The organism is Mesorhizobium sp. B2-6-2 (assembly GCF_006440615.1).
Classification (GTDB): Bacteria; Pseudomonadota; Alphaproteobacteria; order Rhizobiales; family Rhizobiaceae; genus Mesorhizobium.
This window is the reverse complement of record NZ_VFUG01000001.1, coordinates 725,421-745,504: the sequence shown is the minus strand read 5'-3', so window position 1 is coordinate 745,504 and position 20,084 is coordinate 725,421. Positions and strand designations below refer to the sequence as shown.

20 protein-coding genes are annotated in these 20,084 nt (G+C 64.1%); 3 read left to right on the top strand and 17 right to left on the bottom strand.

Translation table 11 applies throughout. The features are described 5' to 3' along the window. Positions 1–2: 2 nt before the first annotated feature. From FJ419_RS03695 to FJ419_RS03645, 11 genes are all read right to left on the bottom strand, one after another. A complete protein-coding gene (locus tag FJ419_RS03695; RefSeq protein ID WP_140545180.1) occupies positions 3–1,052 on the bottom strand; it encodes a PhoH family protein in 1,050 nt (349 codons plus the stop codon). Between the two features lie 27 nt (positions 1,053–1,079). After that, positions 1,080–2,489 carry a tRNA (N6-isopentenyl adenosine(37)-C2)-methylthiotransferase MiaB gene (gene miaB / locus FJ419_RS03690; RefSeq protein ID WP_140687652.1) on the bottom strand — a complete coding sequence of 470 codons (1,410 nt, stop codon included), beginning with the start codon at positions 2,487–2,489 and terminating at the stop codon, positions 1,080–1,082. Positions 2,490–2,635: 146 nt separating this feature from the next. After that, positions 2,636–3,436: a lysophospholipid acyltransferase family protein gene (locus tag FJ419_RS03685; RefSeq protein WP_140687646.1), complete on the bottom strand. Its 801-nt coding sequence runs from the start codon at positions 3,434–3,436 to the stop codon at positions 2,636–2,638. A gap of 127 nt (positions 3,437–3,563) precedes the next feature. Then, complete coding sequence (gene rimI / locus FJ419_RS03680) at positions 3,564–4,058, bottom strand: ribosomal protein S18-alanine N-acetyltransferase (RefSeq protein WP_140687637.1); 495 nt, start codon at positions 4,056–4,058, stop codon at positions 3,564–3,566. Continuing rightward, positions 4,058–4,813, bottom strand: a complete 756-nt coding sequence (gene tsaB / locus FJ419_RS03675; protein ID WP_140687635.1) for a tRNA (adenosine(37)-N6)-threonylcarbamoyltransferase complex dimerization subunit type 1 TsaB — start codon at positions 4,811–4,813, stop codon at positions 4,058–4,060. Before tsaB ends, rimI begins: the two co-directional genes overlap by 1 nt. A gap of 125 nt (positions 4,814–4,938) precedes the next feature. Continuing rightward, entirely contained in the window at positions 4,939–6,045 is a 1,107-nt protein-coding gene (locus FJ419_RS03670; protein ID WP_140687633.1) for a DUF1513 domain-containing protein, read from the bottom strand. A 3-nt stretch (positions 6,046–6,048) separates the two neighbouring features. Then, positions 6,049–7,122: an imelysin family protein gene (locus FJ419_RS03665; RefSeq protein WP_140688133.1), complete on the bottom strand. Its 1,074-nt coding sequence runs from the start codon at positions 7,120–7,122 to the stop codon at positions 6,049–6,051. A 20-nt stretch (positions 7,123–7,142) separates the two neighbouring features. Further along, positions 7,143–8,744 carry a di-heme oxidoredictase family protein gene (locus FJ419_RS03660; protein ID WP_140687631.1) on the bottom strand — a complete coding sequence of 534 codons (1,602 nt, stop codon included), beginning with the start codon at positions 8,742–8,744 and terminating at the stop codon, positions 7,143–7,145. A gap of 12 nt (positions 8,745–8,756) precedes the next feature. Continuing rightward, positions 8,757–9,242, bottom strand: a complete 486-nt coding sequence (gene bfr, locus FJ419_RS03655) for a bacterioferritin (RefSeq protein ID WP_140687629.1) — start codon at positions 9,240–9,242, stop codon at positions 8,757–8,759. After that, a complete protein-coding gene (locus tag FJ419_RS03650) occupies positions 9,208–9,519 on the bottom strand; it encodes a (2Fe-2S)-binding protein (protein WP_140687627.1) in 312 nt (103 codons plus the stop codon). The genes bfr and FJ419_RS03650 overlap by 35 nt, the downstream gene beginning before the upstream one ends. A gap of 59 nt (positions 9,520–9,578) precedes the next feature. Beyond that, positions 9,579–10,868, bottom strand: coding sequence for an imelysin family protein (locus tag FJ419_RS03645; protein ID WP_140687625.1), 1,290 nt, complete (start codon positions 10,866–10,868; stop codon positions 9,579–9,581). A 414-nt stretch (positions 10,869–11,282) separates the two neighbouring features. On the opposite strand from FJ419_RS03645, the gene FJ419_RS03640 reads away from it, so the two are divergent. Genes FJ419_RS03640 through FJ419_RS03630 form a run of 3 tightly spaced genes read left to right on the top strand, consistent with a single transcriptional unit; the run spans position 11,283 to position 13,134 of the window. Further along, positions 11,283–12,536: an FAD-dependent oxidoreductase gene (locus FJ419_RS03640; RefSeq protein ID WP_140687623.1), complete on the top strand. Its 1,254-nt coding sequence runs from the start codon at positions 11,283–11,285 to the stop codon at positions 12,534–12,536. Between the two features lie 38 nt (positions 12,537–12,574). After that, positions 12,575–12,808, top strand: a complete 234-nt coding sequence (locus FJ419_RS03635; protein WP_140545161.1) for a type II toxin-antitoxin system ParD family antitoxin — start codon at positions 12,575–12,577, stop codon at positions 12,806–12,808. Beyond that, positions 12,808–13,134 (top strand): type II toxin-antitoxin system RelE/ParE family toxin, encoded by a 327-nt coding sequence (locus FJ419_RS03630; protein ID WP_140687621.1) that lies wholly within the window; start codon positions 12,808–12,810, stop codon positions 13,132–13,134. The genes FJ419_RS03635 and FJ419_RS03630 overlap by 1 nt, the downstream gene beginning before the upstream one ends. 14 nt (positions 13,135–13,148) lie before the next feature. Here FJ419_RS03630 and FJ419_RS03625 read toward each other — a convergent pair whose 3' ends face one another. The 6 genes from FJ419_RS03625 to FJ419_RS03600 all read right to left on the bottom strand — a co-directional run bounded on the left by FJ419_RS03625 (position 13,149) and on the right by FJ419_RS03600 (position 19,840). Then, the gene (locus tag FJ419_RS03625) at positions 13,149–14,426 is read right to left on the bottom strand and encodes a 4-aminobutyrate--2-oxoglutarate transaminase (RefSeq protein WP_140545157.1); all 1,278 of its coding nucleotides are present in this window, start codon (positions 14,424–14,426) and stop codon (positions 13,149–13,151) included. Between the two features lie 183 nt (positions 14,427–14,609). Then, entirely contained in the window at positions 14,610–15,356 is a 747-nt protein-coding gene (locus tag FJ419_RS03620) for an ABC transporter ATP-binding protein (protein WP_140687619.1), read from the bottom strand. Next, positions 15,353–16,189, bottom strand: a complete 837-nt coding sequence (locus FJ419_RS03615) for an ABC transporter ATP-binding protein (protein ID WP_140687617.1) — start codon at positions 16,187–16,189, stop codon at positions 15,353–15,355. Before FJ419_RS03615 ends, FJ419_RS03620 begins: the two co-directional genes overlap by 4 nt. A gap of 10 nt (positions 16,190–16,199) precedes the next feature. Next, on the bottom strand, positions 16,200–17,120 hold the full coding sequence (gene nikC / locus FJ419_RS03610) for a nickel transporter permease (RefSeq protein ID WP_140687615.1): 921 nt from the start codon (positions 17,118–17,120) through the stop codon (positions 16,200–16,202). After that, entirely contained in the window at positions 17,117–18,184 is a 1,068-nt protein-coding gene (locus FJ419_RS03605; protein ID WP_140687610.1) for an ABC transporter permease, read from the bottom strand. The genes nikC and FJ419_RS03605 overlap by 4 nt, the downstream gene beginning before the upstream one ends. Positions 18,185–18,202: 18 nt before the next feature. Then, the gene (locus FJ419_RS03600; protein WP_140687605.1) at positions 18,203–19,840 is read right to left on the bottom strand and encodes an ABC transporter substrate-binding protein; all 1,638 of its coding nucleotides are present in this window, start codon (positions 19,838–19,840) and stop codon (positions 18,203–18,205) included. Between the last annotated feature and the right edge of the window lie 244 nt (positions 19,841–20,084).

Here is a 20,084-nt window from a genome sequence, read left to right as displayed (position 1 = left end):
GATCAGCTTTCGGCGCCGAGGCCTCGCGCCAGCTTGCCATCGCGGTCATAGGCCTTGACGATCTCGGCGACCAGCGGGTGGCGCACCACGTCGCCTTCGTTGAAGCGGACCGTGACGATGCCCGGCACGCCGTCGAGGATGCGCAGCGCCTCGACCAGGCCCGACTTGGTGTTGGGCGGCAGGTCGATCTGGGTCGGATCGCCGGTGACGATCATGCGCGAGTTCTCGCCGAGACGGGTCAGGAACATCTTCATCTGCATCGGCGTGGTGTTCTGCGCCTCGTCGAGGATCACCGCCGCATGCGCAAGCGTGCGGCCGCGCATGAAGGCCAAGGGCGCGATCTCGATAACCTCGGCGGCGATCGCCCGCTCGACCTTGTCGGCCGGCATCATGTCGTAGAGCGCGTCATAGAGGGGTCTGAGATAGGGGTCGACCTTCTCCTTCATGTCGCCGGGCAGGAAGCCCAGCCGCTCGCCGGCCTCGACGGCCGGGCGCGACAGCACGATGCGCTCAACCATGCCGCGTTCGAGCAGCATGGCCGCATGCGCCACCGCCAGATAGGTCTTGCCGGTGCCGGCCGGGCCGATGCCGAAGACCATTTCCGAGCGCTCCAGCGCCCGCATATAGGCGTCCTGCGTCAGCGAACGGGCGTAGATCGTCTTCTTGCGCGTCGCGATCTGGGCGGCCGAAACCTTGCCCTTGCGCTCCAACGTGGGCAGCGTCAGCTGGTCGTCGGCGGCAATTGCCATGCGCACGGCGCCGTCGACATCCGACTGGCCGATGTCGACGCCCTTCTGCAGGATGCCGTAGAGCGTATCCAGCGCCCGGCGCGCCTGTTCGGCGGCCGAAGCCGAGCCTTTGATCGCAAGCTGGTTGCCGCGCGAACGGATATCCACGCCGAGCTTCTGCTCGAGCCGGGCCAAATTCTCGTCGAACTGACCATAAAGGGCGCTGGCAAGCTTGTTGTTGTCGAAGGTCAGTACGATGTGCGCCATGTCGGAAGCCCCGGACGCCTGGTTCGGGGGCGGATTCTTCAGTTCAGCAGCGCTCAACCGTCTCTCCTCATCTGCCGAGGCCCGTCAGGCCAGTTCGGCGAACAGGCTATTGTAGCCGGTCCTTGTGATTCGTACGTCGATAATGTCACCGATTCCGCCGGCCTTGTCGTCAACAATAACGGGCTGCAGCCAAGGCGAACGGCCAACTTTCTGCCCGGCCTGCCGGCCAGGCTTCTCGATCAGCGTGCCGATGGTCCTGCCGACCAGGCTCAAGCCGAAATCCTGCTGCTGCCTGAGAAGCAGAGCCTGCAGAGCCTGCAGACGCTCGTCCTTCACCGCTTCCGAGACATGGCCATCCATTTCGGCGCCCGGTGTGCCGGGGCGAGGCGAATATTTGAACGAGAAGGCCGAGGCATAGTTCACCTCGCGCACCAATTTCAGTGTCGCTTCGAAATCCTCATCCGTCTCGCCGGGGAAGCCGACGATGAAGTCGCCGGACATGGCGATATCGGCGCGGGCGGCGCGAATGCGCTCGATGAGCGCCAGATAGTCGCGCGCCGTATGGCGCCGGTTCATCGCCTTCAAAATCCGGTCAGAGCCCGACTGTACCGGCAGATGCAGATAGGGCATCAGCGCCGGCAGGTCCCGATGCGCGGCGATCAATTCGTCGTCCATGTCGCGCGGATGGCTGGTGGTGTAGCGCAGCCGCGCCAGGCCGGGGATTTTCGCCAGACGAAACAGCAGGCGGCCAAGGCCCCATTCCTCGCCATTTTCGCCGACACCGTGCCAGGCATTGACGTTCTGGCCGAGCAGCGTCACCTCGCGCACGCCTGCCTCGGCCAGGCGCTCGGCCTCGGCCACGATCTGCGCCACCGGGCGCGAAACCTCGGAGCCGCGCGTGTAAGGCACCACGCAGAAGGTGCAGAACTTGTCGCAGCCTTCCTGCACCGTCAGGAAAGCGGTGACGCCGCGCCTGGCAAGCTCGGCGCGCTTCGGCTGCGGCAGATGCTCGAACTTGTCCTCGACGGCGTATTCGGTCTCGACGATCTTTTCGCCGCCACGGACTCTCGCCAGCACGTCGGGCAGCCGGTGATAGGTCTGCGGGCCGATGACCAGATCGACCGCTGGCGAGCGGCGGATAATCTCGGCGCCCTCGGCTTGCGCCACGCAGCCGGCGACGCCGATCAGCAATTCGCGGCCGGCCTCGGCGCGTTCAGCCTTCATGTCGCGAATGCGGCCAAGCTCGGAATAGACCTTTTCCGCCGCCTTTTCGCGGACATGGCAAGTGTTGAGCAGCACGAGATCCGCATCTTCGACGGCGTCGGTGGCGACATAGCCGTCGGCCACCAGCGCATCGGTCATGCGCTGGGAATCGTAGACATTCATCTGGCAGCCATAAGTCTTGACGAAGACCTTTTTCGCCGTCGGGTCCGTGCCGGCCGAGTGCTCGGCGGCAGCGCCGATGCCGTGGCTTTCAATCGTGTTCAATTCCATCGGGCGGCTTCTAGCGCCTTTCCGTGACAAAAAACAGACGAATCTGCCTTGAAGCAGGTCGTCCCGACAGGACGCGCTTCAGATCTCTTTTATTTATGTATGTCGTTATCCCAAAACCGCTACGCACTTTGGGCGAAATGCATCGGCTACCGGCTCTTGGCCGGGTCGGCGAGGACGGCCTGCATCATCTCGCGCACCCTGGCTTCCATCAGCCGTGCCGTTTCCTTGCGGTTCGAGCCCTTGGAGAACGGCACAGGCTCGCCGAAATGCACCTCGGCGTCGATCGCGCCTTCGGCAAGCAGGGTTTTCAGGTGCGGCATCAAATCCTGGTCGCCGATCCAGGCGGACATCGGCCGATGGCGGCGGCCCATCGGCATGCCATGCAGGCGCGTATAGGCGATCGCCACGGGCTGGATGAAGACCTGGTCCGCCGCACCTTCCGAAATCGCCATCGAGGCGGCGCCGAAGAGCGTGCTCTTGAACGGCAGCACAAGGTTGCCGTCACCGGTCGAACCTTCGGCGAACAGCACCATGGCATCGCCCTTGGCCATGCGCCTGGCGATCTCGCTCGCCTGGTCGCCGGAGGTGCGCTTGCGCTCGCGCTCGATGTAGACGGTGCGCTGCAGCTTGGACAGCATGCCGATCATCGGCCAGCCTTCCACGTCGGCCCTGGCGATGAACTTCACATCGACAAAGGAGCCGAGCACCATGATGTCGGTCCAGGAAATGTGGTTGGCCGCCACCAGCACTGGGCGTTCCCTGGCAAGCGCACCTCTCACATGCACCCGCATGCCCAGCGCCTTGAGGATCATGCCGTGCCAGATCTTCAGGATGAACGTTTCGGGCCACAGCCCCGTCTTCATCGACAGGATCTGCAGCGGCACCAGCACCAGCGAACAAACGACGATATAGAAGAGCGCCAGGAAAATCCGCAATTTCTTGATCATTCGCTCCGGCCCCAACATTACAGCGCCGCGCGCCTTAGGGCGCGCAAAGGACGCTGTAACACTCCCGCTTGGCGCATGATCCTTTCCGAAAATCAGAGCCGATTTTCGGGGTCATGCGCGACTGTGGCTAGCGAAGATCGCGGCGCATGACAAGCGCGCCGGTCGGACCGTGCTCGGTCGAGCGATAGTAGTTGGGCCGATGACCGACCTGGATGAAGCCAAGCCTGCGATAAAGCGCGATCGCCGGCGCATTGGTCTCGTCGACCTCGAGGAAGAGCGCTTCGGCGCGCTGCGCATGAAGCTCGCGCAGCACCGCATCCATCAATTGCCAGCCAAGCCCCTGTCGGCGATGCGTGCGGGCGACGGCCACGGTCAGGATCTCGCCCTCGCCGGCCGCGAGTCGCGCCAGCACGAAACCGACCGGCGGCTTGGCGCCCTGGCCGGTTTCGCGCGCGGCGTAGCCGAACACCGTATCCTGCTCGAGCAGTGCTGCGAATTCGCCGTCGGTCCAGGGCCGCACGAAATCCTCGCGATGCAGCTCCGAGATGGCGGCGCTGTCGGCAACCGTCAGCGGCTCCAGCGCATAGTCCCTGCGGCGCGGTTGAAAGAACGGTATGCGCATCAGGCGTCGTTTCCTTTTGGACCACGACCTTTCCGCAAAACCGCCTCCTGCTTCTTGGAATCATGGTCTCCCTTTGGACCATTATCCTGTCTCGGAAGAATGAAGCCCGCCTGCGGCTTGGCGTCGGCGCCGCGCAGATAGAGCGGCTTGGGCTTTTCGCCCGGCCCTCTGGCCGAGGCCAGCCTGGCATAGGTAGCGATGTCGGCGGTGGCGGCAACCGGGCCGGTGTCGAAGGCCCGTCCCGCCGCCGCGGCAATCTGCGGCGCGGCGGTGCCGACAAGGACGGCATCGGCGCCGTTGGCCATGGTCGCTGCCACGGAGAGCGTGGTCACCGAAGGTCGGTAAGCCTCTGCTAACGCTTTGTCAAAGAGCGCGGCGTGGATTTCCTCGCGGCCGGCATCGAGCGCGGCAAGCACCGCGCGCCCGGGAAAAGTTTTCGCACCCTCCGCCGCCAGGGCTTCCAGCGTCGTCACGCCGATCGCCGGGATTTTCAACGCCAGCGCCAGGCCGCGCGCGGTCGAGACGCCGACGCGCAGGCCGGTGAACGAGCCGGGTCCGATCGAGACGGCGACGGCGTTGAGGTCAGGGTAGCCGATGCCGCCTGCTTTCAAGGCAGCCTCGATGACGGCCATCAGATGCTCGGCATGCCCCTTGCCTAGGTCGCGCACTTCGCGGCCAAGCTCCTTCCCCGCGCCCGCGTCATAGACGCAGGCGGCGCAGAGATTGGCGGCGCAGTCGATGGCAAGCAGCTTCACAGGGGCAGCTTCATAGGCCGGTTAACGAACTGGATCGAAACACAATTCCCTCTGCCCGGCATAGGCCGCCGCCGCAAGGGCCAGGGCGGAGAAATGTTAAGCGGCTTCGGTTCCACGCCCGGCGATCACGCCGTCGCGACAATGCGCAGCATGTGGTTGTCCCAGACATAGTCCGGTTCGGAACGGGTGGCGCCGGCGCCGACGACGATCTCGCCGGCGCCGGTCGTCGCCATGAAGCCGGCGCCGTCGGGCGCGAGGCCGCAGACCTCGACCAGCGCTCTTGTCGTGACCACGCGTCGGCTGGCGGCATCGATGACGGCCAGCGAATTGCCCTCCGGCGAGGTGACGGCGACCGTGCCCGTCGCGGCATTGGCGGCGACCGAGCCGATATAATTGCGGAAGCGCGAGAGCACGTCCTGCGGCATTTCCAGGAGCTCGAGCTCCTTGCCGCGCGCGGCGCGGCCGACCAATGCCGGGCGGTCGGTCGCCGGCCCGCGATATTGGCAGCCGAACCAGACGGTGCCCGCCTGGTCGCGATCCATGTGGCGGATCGAAAGCTGATGCAGCGCCGGCGGCAGCTCGTGCTTTTCGATGAGGTCGCCGGTGATCCGGTCGACCAGCGTGTAGGACGGTTTCATCGTCGCGATGTTGAGTTCGGCGCGGCCATAATCGGGATGGGTCTCGATGCCGCCATTGGCGATGGCTAAAGTGCGGCCATCGCCAAGCAGGAGCAGCTCGTGAGGACCCATGCCGTAGGTCGGGAACTCGCCGACGCGATTGAATTTCGCCCGCGCATCGTAGACGCCCACGACACCTGCCGCGTTGTCGAAATCGTTCTCCGTAGCATAGAGCAGAGCGCCGTCGGGCGAGAACACGCCATGGCCGAAGAAATGCCGGCCCGCGATGCTGGCGATGGTCAACGGCTTGTCGCGGCCGGCATGGTCGAAGACCACGGCAAAGGTGCCGGGCTGGCGGGCGAAGACCACCGAGCGCTTCGACACCGGATCGAAGGTGACGTCGTGGCCGCGGTCGGGCAGACCGATCGTGTGCAGGATTTTCCCCGCCTCGGAGAGCACGGCGGCGCCGAAGCTGCCGTCGCGCTTGACGAAAGCCGTGGCAAACACCGCGTCCGCGGCAAGCGTGTCGGCCCAGGCGCGCGGCGCCATCGCGGCTGCGAAGCCGGCGCCCGCGGCCCGCAGGAAATCGCGGCGGTCGATGACGGCGGCTCTCACGCATCAATCCCCGTCCAGCGACGAAAAGCCGGCGGTCAAGCCGAACTCGGCGGTCATCCTGGTGCCGATCAAGGTCGACAGGCTGGAGGTGATCAGCTTGAAATGCTCGAGCTTTTCGCGCAGCGCCGGATCGGCGAGCGCCTTGTCGATCGGGCCGGCGACGGATTTCGCCGTTGTCACGCCGTTGCTGAGCTGGATGTGGATGGACTCTGCCATCCATTGCGCATCGGCGCGCAGCGCGTCGCCGAGCCTGGAAGCCTGGAACAGCCGGTCGATGCCGGACAGGTTTGCGGCCAGTGAGGCCGTCGTGTTCTGCGAGCGCCAGTAGATCGCCTGCTTCGGCTTGTCGGCATCCGGCTTCGCGCCGAGAAAACCCTTGAGCCGCACGTCGCGGATTATGTCTAGCTCGTTGATGAAGACGCCGACCAGTTCCGTCACCGCTTCGTTGCCATCGCGATAGAGCGGGTTCTTCGGCCCCGGATTGGCCCAGAGCGAGGCAAAGCCATCGGGCTTTTGCCAGCCATCACGCACCTCGCCTGCCATCGCTTCGACATTGCCGGCAATCGCCGCACCATAGGCGCAGCGGTAGGGATCGTCTTTCGCGGCAAGGGTTTCGGCGCCATCGCCGTAAAGCACATATTCGAGGGCGCCTAGGCCCTGCATGGCGACGCTCTTTTGCGCCAGTTGCGCCGGATCGGCGGCGGACGGGTCCTTGGATGCGAGCGTGGCCTGCACTTGCCTCAGGCCGATGCTCTTGCGGTCCGGCCAATAAAGCATGCGCTCCAGCCGGTTGTTCTCCTTGATCGGTCCGAAGGCGATGATCTCGGCCACCGACCAGGCCTCGACGGTGCCTGAAAATGCCGCGCGCGCCGCTTCGAGCTTCTCGCTGGACGGCGCTTCGCAAAGCTGGTGCATCGCCGTGGTGAGGCCCTCAGCATGTTCATCGAGGCTGGCATAGGCGGGGCGGACGAAGCCGTCGATCGCGCGGCCGATGACATCGGACGCCTTGACCGCGGCCGATGCCGGAAGAACGGCGGCCAGAAGGAACGGAAGAGCAAGGGCCATGCATTTCGACATCAGAGCGACGCGTTTCAATATCATAGGGACTCCAGGAATTTGATCAGCGCGTCACGATCAGCCGCGGCGGCGCCGGCGAAGCGGTTGCGCGCCTTCTGGCCCTCGCCGCCATGCCACAGGATCGCCTCGGCAAGCGTGCGAGCGCGGCCGTCATGCAGGTAAAAGGCATTGCCGTTGACCGTCGCGGTGAGCCCGATACCCCAGAGCGGCGGGGTACGCCACTCGCTGCCGCTCGCTTGGCCGACGCGTTGCCCATCGGCGAGGCCCTCGCCCATGTCGTGCAGCAGGAAGTCGGAATAGGGCCAGATCAGTTGGAAGGCCTGCGCCTTTTCGGGCGTGCCGCGCATGGTGACGAATTTCGGCGTGTGGCAGGCAATGCAGCCCATCTCGTAGAACTGTTTCTTGCCGGCAAGCACATCAGGCTTGCCGATATCGCGCCGCGCCGGCACGGCCAGATTTTGCGAATAGAAGGTGACGAGGTCCATCACCGGCGGCGGCGCCTCGGCCGTGCCGAGGCGTTGCTGCACCCCGTTTGGCATGGCAAGGCAATCCTTCTGCGCCTCGGTGCAATCGCCCCAGGGTTTCCGCACTTCGGGCGTCGAGATGCCGATATCGCCGGCAAAGGCATCGGCCGCTTGCTGGCGGATCGACGCGGTCTGCGCCTTCCAGCCAAAGCGGCCCAGGATCACCTGGCCGTTCAGCTCGTCGCGCACCATGTTCGGCCGGCCCGAAATGCCGTCGCCGTCGCGGTCGTCCGGATCGGCATGCGAAAGGATATCGGCCGGCGCGATCTGCTCGATCAGGCCCAGCCCGATCATCGGCGGCGTCAGGCGCGGCGACAGCGTGGTGCGCGGATCGAGCGGACCGTAGCCGAGATTTTCGATCGTATAGCTCGGCTTGCGCAGCGAAACGACGGCGCCGTCGCCGAGCGTCACTTTTTGCTCCTGATAATCGACGCGCATCCGGCCTTCGCCCTTGAGCCTGGGAACCGCAAGGTCCTGCAGTTGCGCGCCATAGACGGGATCGGGAAAATTCAGCAGCTTATGATCGGTGAGCGCCGTCTTTTCCTCGGCGCTGTCGGCGTCGCGCGCCAGCCTCAGAAACATCGATGTCGATTCGGCATCGCCTTCCGGCGGACGGCCGCGGCCATCCTTCAGATGGCAGTTCTGGCAGGCGCGTTCGTTGAAGAGCGGGCCGAGCCCGTCCGAAGCCTGGGTCGAGGACGGCGACGACACCCAGTTCTTGCGGAACAGCGCGTTGCCGAGCTTGAAGGTTCCTTCTTCCTCGAAGGTGATATTGGCGGAGGATTGCGAAAAGGCATCGCGGTTGACGTCCTTGCGCGACGTGCCGGCGCCACCCTGCATCAGCTCGAACGGCTCGGGCTTGGTGAAATCGGTCGTCGGCCTGGTGACCGCCAGAACCCGTGCCTGGTCCTTCGGCGTCAGGTCGGTGCGGCTCGTCGGCAGAGCGGCGGGCTGATCGGCCAAGGCGGATGCGGAAAGCATGATCGCCAGCAAAAGCGACACCCCGCGACCGATCCGATATCGCGGGGTCTTCCGAAGCGGCAGGGCGTCGACTGCGGCCCGCCACGCGCGGCGCGAAAAGTCTACGGGGCGCCGCATTCCCGCATGTCCTTACCCCGCCTCGTTGACCGAATCGGCATTGAGCAGGCCGTATTTCTCCTCACCGATCGAGGCAAGCAGGTCGAGCTGCGTTTCCAGGAAATCGATATGTCCTTCCTCGTCGGTCAAGAGATCCTCGAACAGCTTCATCGAAACAAAATCGCCTTCGTCCTGGCAGATCTCGCGCGAGCGCTTGTAGGCGGTGCGCGCGTCATATTCGCCGGCCAGATCGGATTCGAGCACTTCCTTGACGTTCTGGCCGATGCGCAACGGCGCGACGGACTGCAGGTTGGGATGGCCTTCGAGGAAGATGATGCGCGCGATTAGCCGGTCGGCGTGATGCATTTCCTCGATCGATTCTGCACGCTCCTTCTTGGCCAGCTTGGTGTAGCCCCAATCCTCGAGCAGACGATAATGCACCCAGTACTGGTTGACGGCTCCAAGCTCGAGAAACAAAGCGTCGTTAAGCCGCTCGATGACCTGCGGTTCGCCTTTCATGGGTTCTGCTCCCGTATTGGCCGCGCAAGCCTCGCACGCGATCCAGGTGTGAAACGATGTCCGCGCCCTCCGTCTCCGAGCGGGCGTGGTAATTCTCGGTGACCCGAATGATCGTTTCCACCACATTTGGGAAACAGCCGCAACAGCGGCCCCGCTTGTGCATCGCATGATAGACCTTCGCGGGCACGATCAGCTGCCACGGATCCTCATCCAGCAGCCCGACGATCGTCTGCTCGATCTCCTTTTCGGTGATGATGTTGCAATGGCAGATCAGCATCTACTTGCCCTGGCTGACGGCGCCGTTCCGGCGCCGCTTGGCTGGTGGTGCGTCCAGTCCTACTTGAACACCTTGTCGGGAGAGTCGAGGCTGTCGGAGCCCTCGAAAGCAATCTCGTTCAGCTTGAGCGAGCCCACGGCGCGCTCGATCGACTTGGTCTGGTCGATCAAGGCGTCGATCGCCGCCTGCACGGTGGCGTTACCTTCGGTGTTGCCCTCGGCGATCTGCTGGTCATATGCCTCGCCGGCAAGGGCACGCGCCTGGATGGCCTCCATCTTGGCGACGGTGGTGTCGAGCTTGCCCGACAGCTCCTTGTCGATCGCCGGATCGGCGGCCCTCACCATGTCGGACACCGACGGACCCGAGACCACGGAGCCGTCGAGCCGCTTGTAGCTGGCATGGTAGGCGTCGCGGATGCCGACCGCGTCATAGAGATGCGAGATGTAGGTGTTGTCGGAGAAGCAGTCGTGCTCCTCTTCCGGGTCGTGCAGCAACAGGCCGAGCTTCATGCGCTCGCCGGCAAGCTCGCCATAGGAGAGCGAGCCCATGCCGGTGAAGATGGTGGAGATGGCGGCATTTGCATCGCCCTCGGTCAGGTTCTTGCGCGCGGCGCCGTCTTCCTTCCAGTTGCCGACCATGTCCTGCAGGTCGGACACCAGAAGATCGGTCGCCGATCTCAGATATTCGGCGCGGCGATCGCAATTGCCATTGCTGCAATTCTTGAGGTCGTAGTCGGTGAAGGGCCGCTCGCCGGCGCCCGGCCCGGTGCCATGCAGGTCCTGGCCCCAGAGCAGGAATTCGATGGCGTGATAGCCGGTCGCGACATTGGCTTCGACGCCGCCGGCCTCCTGCAGCGTGCCGGACAGGAACTCGGGCGTCAGCTTCGAGGCATCGACCTTCTTGCCGTTGATCTCGACTTCCTTGTTGGCGATGACGTTGGCCGTATAGAGCGCGTTTTCGTCGGACTCGGTGCCGTAGCTCATGGCGACATAGTCGATCAGGCCCTCATCCAGCGGCCAGGAATTCACCTTGCCTTCCCAGTCGTCGACGATCTTATTGCCGAAGCGGAAGACTTCGGTCTGCTGGTAAGGAATGCGCGCCGCCTTCCAGGCCTCGCGCGCAGCGCTCAACGTGTCGGCCGAGGGGCTTGCGAGTAAAGCATCCACCGCCTTGTCCAGCGCCTGCGCGGTGGTCAGCGAATCCTCGTATTTGGCTAAAGCGATATCGGCGTAGGTCTTGATCACCGCTTTGGCGTCGGTCTCGGCTTTGGCCGGCAACACGAACACCGCCGCCGTCAGCGCGGCCGTGGCGCAGATCGCAGCCAGCCTGCCGCCATTACGTGCCGTCATCATCCTTCTCCAGTTCTTTGGAAATTCAACAAAAGGCGCCCACCCGCGCCGAGGCATAAGCATGCCGGGAAAAATGGTGGCCGCGTCGATGCGCGGTTCGCGATAAAAAGACACCCACGTGCCTCCAATGGAAGGGTTCAAGGCCCAGACATCAAAGGGATGCGCTTTGCGCGCAGCTCTCCATAAAGCGATGGAGAGGCTGGGAGTCAACTGGCGAGATAGAAAATATTCAATTGAAACAACAGTTTAGAATTATTCTAAACTACAAATGTCAACTTTAAGCCCGGCACTGTCTCGCTAGGCCCGATTGACAGACAGCCGTTCTGGGTGCGACCCGATGCGCGGCTCTTGCGGCGGCGGCAGACAATCGCCACCTGGCGCAAGGGCCTAAATTTGCTGACCAAAAGGATTGCGATGACGAACGGGGTTGTGATTGTCGGTGCGGGCCATGCCGGCGTGCAGGCCGCCGCCAGCCTGCGCGAAGAGGGCTATGAAGGGCCGGTCGTGCTCGTCGGCGACGAGAAGGAACTGCCCTATCACAAGCCGCCGCTCTCCAAGACCTTCATCAAGGACACCGAGGCCAAGCCGCAGCCGCTGCGGGGCGAAGCCTTCTACACCGGCAACAACATCGACTACCGGCCGGGCGTGCGCATCGACAGCATCGATGCCGGCTCGGGCCGGTTGAATGTCGCAGGCGGTGGAACGCTTGCCTTCGACCGGCTGGTGCTCGCGACCGGCTCGCGGCCGCGCCTGCTCAAGCTTGACGGCGCCGGCCTTGCCGGCGTGGTCTCGCTGCGTTCGCTGGCCGATGCGCGGGCGATCCGCGAGCTCAGCGCGCAAACCGAGGACGTGGTCATTCTCGGCGGCGGCTTCATCGGCCTGGAGATCGCGGCGACGCTGAGAGCGGCCGGCCGCAAAGTCACCGTCGTCGAGGCGGTCGACCGGCTGCTCGGCCGCGCCGTGGCGCCGATCATCGCCGCGCATGTGCGCCAGCGCCTGGAAGCGATCGGCGTGCGCATCCTGACCGGCACCACCATTGCCCGCCTCGAGGGCGAAGGCGGCCGCGTCTCGGCCGCGATCACGTCGGGCGGCGAACGCCTGCCGGCGCAGATGGTGATCATCGGCATCGGCGTAGTGCCCAATGTCGAACTGGCTGAAGCCGCCGGCCTGGCCATCGGCAACGGCATCCGCGTCGACCAGCATATGCAGAGCTCTGTTCCCGAAATCCTCGCTATCGGCGACGCGGCCTCCTACCGGCACTGGTTCACCGGCGGCGACGTGCGGCTGGAATCGGTGCAGAACGCCACCGACCAGGCCAGGCTTGCCGCACGCACCGTCCTCGGTCATGCCGAGCCCTTCTCGGCCGTGCCGTGGTTCTGGTCGGATATCGGCGACATGAAGCTGCAGATGGTGGGCCTGACCCAAGGCGGCGATCACCATGTCGTGCTGGGCGATCTCGGCGACAACAAGTTCTCGATCTACCATTATGCGGGCAACCGGCTGCTCGGCATCGAATCCGTCAATCGGCCGGCCGACCACATGCTTGGCCGCAAGATGCTCGGCGCCGGCTTCTCGCCGACGCCGCAAACGGTGGCAGGCGGGCCGGATGCGCTGAAGGCGGCGCTTGCGGCCTTCAGTCAGGACGAACCGGCAAGGGCGAGCGCGTAGAGATTGCCAATTTTTGCCATAGGCCATAGAATGGCTGAATGAGCACGATGAATATTTCACTGCCCGACAGCTTGAAGAATTTTGTTGATCAGCAAGTGACTGATCGAGGCTTTGGCACGAGCAGCGAATATGTGCGTGAATTGATCCGCCACGATCAGGATCGTCAACTTTTGCGCCGTTTGCTCCTAGAGGGCGCGTCGTCCGCGCCGGGTGAGCCCGTTGACGATGATTATTTCGCAGCGCTGCGGAAACGAGCGCAAGGCAATAATTAGTGTCCACAAAGGCAATTGTTCCTCGAACCCTTGCCCTGCGGGATATCGAGGACGCCGTTGATTATTATGCACGCGAAGCTGGTCCGCACGCGGCGTTGGGCTACGTCGACGACCTCCAAAGCGCCTACCAACTGATAGCCCGCCATCCGGCGTCGGGCTCTCTGAGGTTTGGCTATGAAATCGGATTGCCCGGTCTGCGAAGCGTGCAATTCAAGCGCTACCCGTACCTGATTTTCTATTTCGACCAGACCGACCACATCGATGTGTGGCGGGTTCTGCACGCCAAGACGGATATTCCCGCCTGGTTACAGAATCCGAATTCCTGAATGTGGACCGCCCTTCAGGCCACCCGCGCCTCGCGGATCGAGGTCTCCAGGATATCCAGCGCCTCGGTCATGACGCCGTCCTGGATGGTGATCGGCGACAGGAAGCGGATAACGTTGCCGTAGACGCCGCAGGTGAGCAGGATGAGGCCCTTGTCCAGCGCCTTCAGCCTAACCGCGTTGGCGAACTCCGCTGACGGAAGCCCCTTCTTCACGTCGTTGAACTCGACCGCGTTCATGAAGCCCGGACCGCGGATGTCGACGATCTCCGGCACATCCTCGCGGATCGATACCAGCCGCTGCTTCAGCCGCGCGCCCAGCGCATTGGCGCGGTCGCAGAGCTTTTCTTCCTCGATGACGTCGAGCACGGCGTGCGCGGCGGCAACGCCGATCGGGCTGCCGCCATAGGTGCCGCCGAGCCCGCCGGGGCCTGGCGCGTCCATGATCTCGGCGCGGCCGGTGACGGCCGACAGCGGGAAGCCGCCGGCGAGGCTCTTGGCCATGGTGGTGAGGTCGGGCGCCACGTCATGATGATCCATGGCGAACATCTTGCCGGTACGGGCAAAGCCGGTCTGCACTTCGTCGGCGACCAGCAGGATGCCGTGCTGATCGCAGATCTTGCGCAGTGCTGCCATGAAATCGCGCGGCGCCTCGTAGAAGCCGCCCTCGCCCTGCACCGGCTCGACGATGATGGCGGCAACGCGGGCCGGATCGACGTCGGCCTTGAACAGCTTGTCGAGCGCGGCAAGCGAATCGGCGACCGAGACACCATGCAGCGCGACCGGGAACGGCGCGTGGAAGACATCGGCGGGCATGGCGCCGAAGCCGACCTTGTAGGGCACGACCTTGCCGGTCAGCGCCATGCCCATGAAGGTGCGGCCATGAAAACCGCCTGAAAAGGCGATGACCGCCTGACGGCCGGTGGCGTTGCGGGCGATTTTGATGGCGTTCTCGACCGCCTCAGCGCCGGTGGTGACGAACACGGTCTTCTTGTCGAACTTGCCGGGCAGCAAGCCGTTCAGCCGCTCGGCGAGATGCACGTAGCTCTCATAGGGCACGACCTGGTGGCAGGTGTGGGTGAAGCGGTCGAGCTGCGCCTTGACCGCCTCGATCACCTTCGGGTGGCGATGGCCGGTGTTGACGACGGCGATGCCGGACGAGAAGTCGATGTAGCGGCGGCCTTCGACATCCCAGATTTCCGAATTCTCGGCGCGATCGGCATAGATCTGCGTCGTCATGCCGACGCCGCGCGAGATCGACTGGTTCTTGCGTTCGGAAATGGCTGAATTCTTCATCTCATCCCTCAATCGGGCCATCCCTCATCGAGACTGGGCCCGTTCTCGTTTGATGCCGTTGAAATCCCTTCTGACCTTATTTCACGTTTTGCTCAAGTCGGCACGTGGTCCAGTCAATTGGGCCTGTCCCAGATAAAGTCCTCCCGGTACACCTGGGCAGGAACGCGGCTTGGCAATTGCGAGCTAAACCCTCACGAACCCTTCGCTGGCCCTCAACAGATTGCGCGTATAATCCTCGCTGACGCGATGGCCGATCAGCTGGCTCGCGGTCAGCGTCTCCACGGCCTCGCCGTTCTGCATCACCATCAGCCGCTCGCACATATGGGTGATAATGGCGAGATCGTGGCTGACCATCAGGAAGGTGAGCTTGCGGCGGCGCCGCACCTCTTCGAGCAGGTTCAGCACTTCCGCCTGCACCGAGGCGTCGAGTGCCGAAGTCGGCTCGTCAAGCAGCAGGATCGAAGGTTCGAGGATCAACGCACGAGCGATCGCCACGCGCTGGCGCTGGCCGCCGGAGAGCTGGTGCGCGTAACGGAAGCGGAAGCCCTTGCCAAGCCCTACCTCGTCCAGCGCGCGCTCGATACGCTTCTCGCCGTCGGCAATGCCATGGATCGCGAGGGGCTCCTGCAGCAGGCGGTCGACGGTCTGGCGCGGATGCAGCGAGCCGTAAGGATCCTGAAAGACCATCTGCACCTCGCGATAAAACGCCTTGTCGCGGGTTTTGCCGAGCGTCTTGCCGTTGACGGTAATGGTGCCCGAGGAGACCGGCGCGAGACCGGTGATTGCTCTCAGCAGCGTCGACTTGCCGGAACCGCTTTCGCCGACCAGCCCGTAGGATTCGCCTTCCCTGACTTCGAGGCTGACGCCCTTCAGCGCGCGAAACCGGTCGAAGACCACTTCCAGCCCTTCGACAGCGATGCAAGCCGTCATGCCGCCCACTCCGGCTTGCGGTCGAGAACCGGCAGCGGGTGGCGCTCGAAGCCGATCCTGGGCATGCAGTTGAGCAGGCCGCGCGTGTAAGGGTGCTGAGCGTCGCGCAGCTCCGAAGCCTTGATCTGCTCGACCACTTTGCCGGCATACATGACGACGACGCGATCGCAGAAGGAGGAGACCAGGCGCAGATCGTGCGAGATGAAGATCAGCCCCATGCCGCGCTCGGCGACGAGCTTGTCGAGGATATTGAGCACGTCGAGCTGCACGGTGACGTCGAGCGCCGAGGTCGGTTCGTCGGCGATCATCAGCTCGGGTCCGGTGACCAGCATCATGGCGATCATGGCGCGCTGCCCCATGCCGCCCGAGACCTCATGCGGGTAAAGGTCGAAGACGCGGGCCGGGTCGCGGATCTGCACCGCCTGCAGCATCGCCAGCGCCCGTTCGCGCGCTTCGGTCTTGCCGACCTTCTCATGCGTGCGCAGCGTCTCGACGATCTGGCGGCCGATGGTCATGACCGGATCGAGCGAATACTTCGGATCCTGCAGGATCATGGCGATGCGGTTTCCCCGCAGCGCCCGGCGCCCACGCGGCGATATGGAAAGCAGGTCCATGCCGTCGAACGCGAGCTTTTTCGCCGAAACCTCAGCCTGCGGCGGGGTCAGCCCCATGATGGCGCGGCCGGTCTGCGACTTGCCGGAGCCGCTTTCGCCGACGATGCCCAACCGCTCGCGGCCGAGCGAGAAGGAGACGCCGCGCACGGCCTGCACAAGGCCGGTGCGGGTCGGGAAGGTGACGCGCAGATCATCGACCTCAAGAAGCGTGTCGCTCATTGGTCGCCGCTCATTGGTCGCCACTCCGGGGATCGAGCGCATCGCGCAGGCCGTCGCCGAGCAGGTTGAAGCCGAGGCTGACGATGAGGATGGCGGCGCCAGGGGCTGCGGCCACCCACCACTGGTCGAGGATGAAGCGGCGTCCGGACGCAATCATCGCGCCCCATTCGGGCAATGGCGGTTGCGCGCCGAGACCGAGGAAACCCAGGCCGGCGGCGGTCAGGATGATGCCGGCCATGTCGAGCGTGACGCGGATGATCAGCGATGAGATGCAGAGCGGCATGATGTGGCGCAGCACGATGCGGAAGGGCGAGGCGCCCATCAGCTGCACCGCCTTGATGTAGTCGGAATTGCGCACCGTCAGCGTCTCGGCGCGCGCGATGCGTGCGTAAGGCGGCCATGAGGTGATGGCGATCGCCAGCACGGCGTTCTCGATGCCGGGGCCGAGCGCGGCAACGAAAGCCAGCGCCAGAACCAGCTTCGGAAAGGCGAGGAAGATGTCGGTGATGCGCATCAGGATCGTGTCGGTCCAGCCGCCGGCGTAACCGGCGATCGTGCCGACCAGAAGGCCGATAGGAGCGGCGATGATGGCGACGAGGATCACCACATAAAGCGTCCAGCGCGAGCCATACACGATGCGTGAATAGATGTCGCGGCCGAGGTCGTCGGTGCCGAACCAGTGCGCGGCGCTTGGCGCCAGCAGTCGGGCGTTTTTCAGATCGCCGATGGTCGGCGAATAGGGCGCCAGCACATCGGCAAGGGCGGCGACCACCAGCAGCGCGATGATGATCAGCAGGCCGATCAACGCCAAACGGTTGGCGGAAAAGCGACGCCAGGCGACATAGGAGCGGCCGAGCCTCGCCTGCAGGCGCGAGGCCGGCCGGTCGCTCAGCAACCATTCGCGACGGGATTGGATGGTTGCCACGCTCATCCGGTCTTCGTCCTTGGATCGAGAAGCCGGTAGAGCAGATCGGAGAAAAGGTTGATGGCGATGAAGACCGAGCCGATGGCGATGGTGCCGCCGAGCACGGCGTTCATGTCGGCGTTCTGCAGCGAGTTGGTGATGTAGAGGCCGATGCCCGGCCAGGAGAAGACGGTCTCGGTCAGCACCGAGCCCTCGAGCAGGTTGGCGTAGGAAAGCGCGATCACCGTCACCATCGGCACGGCGGCGTTGCGCAGCGCGTGGCCCCAGATGATGCGCGTCTCCGACAGGCCTTTCGCACGGGCCGCGACGATATACTCCTGCGCCAGCTCGTTCAGCATGAAGGAACGCGTCATGCGGCTGATATAGGCGAGCGACAGGTAGCCGAGCAGCGCTGCCGGCAGGACGATATGGCGCCAGGCGTCGTAGAAGACGTCCCACTGCCCCTGGATCGCGGCATCGAGCAGGTAGAAGCCGGTGATCGGCGTGAACGTGTATTCGTAGACGACATCGAGCCGCGCCGGAAAGGCGATCCACTGCAGCTTGGCGTAGAACAGCACCAGCCCGAGCAGCCCCAGCCAGAAGATCGGCACGGAATAGCCGATGAGGCCGACGATGCGCGCGATCTGGTCGATGAGGCTGCCGCGCTTGACGGCGGCCAGCACGCCGAGCGGCACGCCGATGACGGCGCCGATGATCGTGCCCAGCGTCGCCAGCTCGATGGTCGCCGGGAAAACGCGGCGGATATCGGTCATCACCGGATTGGTGGTCAGCACCGACGTGCCGAAGTCGCCGCTCAGCGCACTTTTGACATAGAGGTAGAACTGCTCGATCCAGGGCAGGTCGAGGCCCATCTCGCGGCGCGTGCGCTCGACGACGGCGATAGGAGCGCGGTCGCCGAGCACAGCCAGAACCGGATCGATCGGGATGACGCGGCCGATGAAGAAAGTCACCGCGAGCAGGCCGAGATAGGTCGTCACCGCTATGACCAGGAAGCGGCCGAGCGACGACAGGACGGCGATGGCGCGGGCGCTGCCGCGCCCCGCCGCCGCCTGGTTTTCAGCTACGCTCACGCGGCGCGCCCGAAGACACTATTGCTTGGAGACCGCACCGACGAAGTTGGTGTCGAAGCTCGGGCCGAGCGCGAAGCCCTTGAGGTTCTTGCGCAGGCCGGCCACTTCCAGCTGCTGGTGGATGATGACGAAGGGGCTGGTGTCGAGGATCTTCTTCTGCAGATCCTTGTACATGTCGGCGCGCTTGGCGGCGTCCTTCTCCAGAAGCGCTGCTTCCGTTTCCTTGGTCAGGTCCGGAATGTCCCACGAATTGCGCCAGGCGAGCGTGTGGGACTTGCCGGCATCCGAATTGTCGGGATTCGAGGCGAAGGTCTGGGCGTTGGAGTTCGGGTCGAAATAGTCCTGGCCCCAGTTGCCAATGTAGATGTCGTGGTTGCGGGCGCGGTATTTGGTCAGCGTCTGCTTACCGTCTCCCGGAATGATCTCCAGCTTGATGCCGGCCTGGCCAAGCGTCTGCTGGATCGATTCCGCCATGCCGGTGGTCGGCTGTCCAGTGCGGACGTCCATGGTGACGCTGAAACCGTCCGGCAGGCCGGCCTTGGCAAGCAATTCCTTGGCTTTGGCGACGTCGAGCTTGAACGGGTTATCGTCGATGGCGCCGAGATCGCCCTTCGGCAGGAAGGACTGGTGGATTTCGCCGATGCCCTTGAGGATGGTGGTGCTGAGCGCGTCGTAGTCGACCAGATATTTGAAGGCCTGGCGCACCTCGGGCTTGGCGAGGTTCGGGTTCTTCTGGTTGAGGCTGATGTAATAGACCGTGCCCTTCGGCGCGCTGGTGGTGGTGAGATCGGCGTTCTTGGCGATGGCGTCGAGGTCGTTCGGCTCGAGGTTGCGGGCGACGTCGATATCGCCGGCCTCCAGCGCCAGACGCTGCGCCGAGCTTTCCTTCATGTTGCGGTAGATGACGCGGGCGAGCTTGGCCTTCTCGCCGTTATAGTTGTCGTTGCGCTCCAGGACGACGGCCTCGTTGGCCCGCCATTCGCGCAGCTTGAACTGACCGGAGCCGGCATAGCCGGTCTTCAGCCAGGCATTGCCGAAGTCGTTGTCCCATTTGTAGTCGGCGCTCGGTGTCGCGGCTGCGACATGTTCCTTGACCAGCTTGGCATCCACGACCGACGCGACGGTGGCCGACAGGCAATTGAGCACGAAGCTTGGCGCATAGGCCTTGTCGACGACGAACTGGAAGGTGGTGTCGTCGACGGCCTTGGCCTTTTCGGTGACGTTGTCGCCGGTAATGCCGAACTGGTTGATGATGAAGGCCGGGCTCTTGTCGAGCTTGACGGCGCGTTCGAAGGAATAGGCGACGTCGGCGGCGGTGATCGGATTGCCGGAGGCGAATTTCATGCCGGGCTTCAGCTTGAACGTATAAGTCAGGCCATCATCGGAAACGGTCCAGCTCTCGGCGAGATCGGACTTGACCTTGGAGGTGTCGCTGAGATCGAGGCGGACCAGGAGATCATAGGTGTTGCCGGTGACCTCGGCCGTCGACAACTCAAACGCTTCGCCCGGATCCATCGAGATGATGTCGTCGATGGCAAAGCCCTCGACCAGCGTATCGGCGGGCGTGACCGCGAAAGCGGGCGCGACGAGCAGCGCGGACAGCGCGGCGCCCGCAAGCAAGGCGCGCGAGCGGAGAGCAAACTTTTCCAGCATCATGGTGATCGTTCCCTGTTTTGTTGACCTGAGTTCCCGGCTCAGGGCTGTATTGTTCTTTGCAAGGCCGGCTGCGGCTTTGACCGCTTACCGTCGTGTTTTTTGTCCAGTTGGTCAACACCCTATTCAGCGGTTCTCGAACCGGCAACGGACATTTTGCGGGGCGATATATCGGGGGACCAGACGAGCCGCATGAGTCGACCCATGCGCCGACTAATTGAAGCGTTCCCGACATCGTCATCCTAGG

What these genes read in the sequence shown, in the direction of transcription:
- miaB (WP_140687652.1), bottom strand. Translation starts at nt 2,489, where the DNA reads ATGGAATTGAACACGATTGAAAGCCACGGCATCGGCGCTGCCGCCGAG.
- FJ419_RS03685 (WP_140687646.1), bottom strand. Translation starts at nt 3,436, where the DNA reads ATGATCAAGAAATTGCGGATTTTCCTGGCGCTCTTCTATATCGTCGTT.
- rimI (WP_140687637.1), bottom strand. Translation starts at nt 4,058, where the DNA reads ATGCGCATACCGTTCTTTCAACCGCGCCGCAGGGACTATGCGCTGGAG.
- FJ419_RS03665 (WP_140688133.1), bottom strand. Translation starts at nt 7,122, where the DNA reads ATGTCGAAATGCATGGCCCTTGCTCTTCCGTTCCTTCTGGCCGCCGTT.
- FJ419_RS03660 (WP_140687631.1), bottom strand. Translation starts at nt 8,744, where the DNA reads ATGCGGCGCCCCGTAGACTTTTCGCGCCGCGCGTGGCGGGCCGCAGTC.
- bfr (WP_140687629.1), bottom strand. Translation starts at nt 9,242, where the DNA reads ATGAAAGGCGAACCGCAGGTCATCGAGCGGCTTAACGACGCTTTGTTT.
- FJ419_RS03650 (WP_140687627.1), bottom strand. Translation starts at nt 9,519, where the DNA reads ATGCTGATCTGCCATTGCAACATCATCACCGAAAAGGAGATCGAGCAG.
- FJ419_RS03645 (WP_140687625.1), bottom strand. Translation starts at nt 10,868, where the DNA reads ATGACGGCACGTAATGGCGGCAGGCTGGCTGCGATCTGCGCCACGGCC.
- FJ419_RS03640 (WP_140687623.1), top strand. Translation starts at nt 11,283, where the DNA reads ATGACGAACGGGGTTGTGATTGTCGGTGCGGGCCATGCCGGCGTGCAG.
- FJ419_RS03635 (WP_140545161.1), top strand. Translation starts at nt 12,575, where the DNA reads ATGAGCACGATGAATATTTCACTGCCCGACAGCTTGAAGAATTTTGTT.
- FJ419_RS03625 (WP_140545157.1), bottom strand. Translation starts at nt 14,426, where the DNA reads ATGAAGAATTCAGCCATTTCCGAACGCAAGAACCAGTCGATCTCGCGC.
- FJ419_RS03620 (WP_140687619.1), bottom strand. Translation starts at nt 15,356, where the DNA reads ATGACGGCTTGCATCGCTGTCGAAGGGCTGGAAGTGGTCTTCGACCGG.
- FJ419_RS03615 (WP_140687617.1), bottom strand. Translation starts at nt 16,189, where the DNA reads ATGAGCGACACGCTTCTTGAGGTCGATGATCTGCGCGTCACCTTCCCG.
- nikC (WP_140687615.1), bottom strand. Translation starts at nt 17,120, where the DNA reads ATGAGCGTGGCAACCATCCAATCCCGTCGCGAATGGTTGCTGAGCGAC.
- FJ419_RS03600 (WP_140687605.1), bottom strand. Translation starts at nt 19,840, where the DNA reads ATGATGCTGGAAAAGTTTGCTCTCCGCTCGCGCGCCTTGCTTGCGGGC.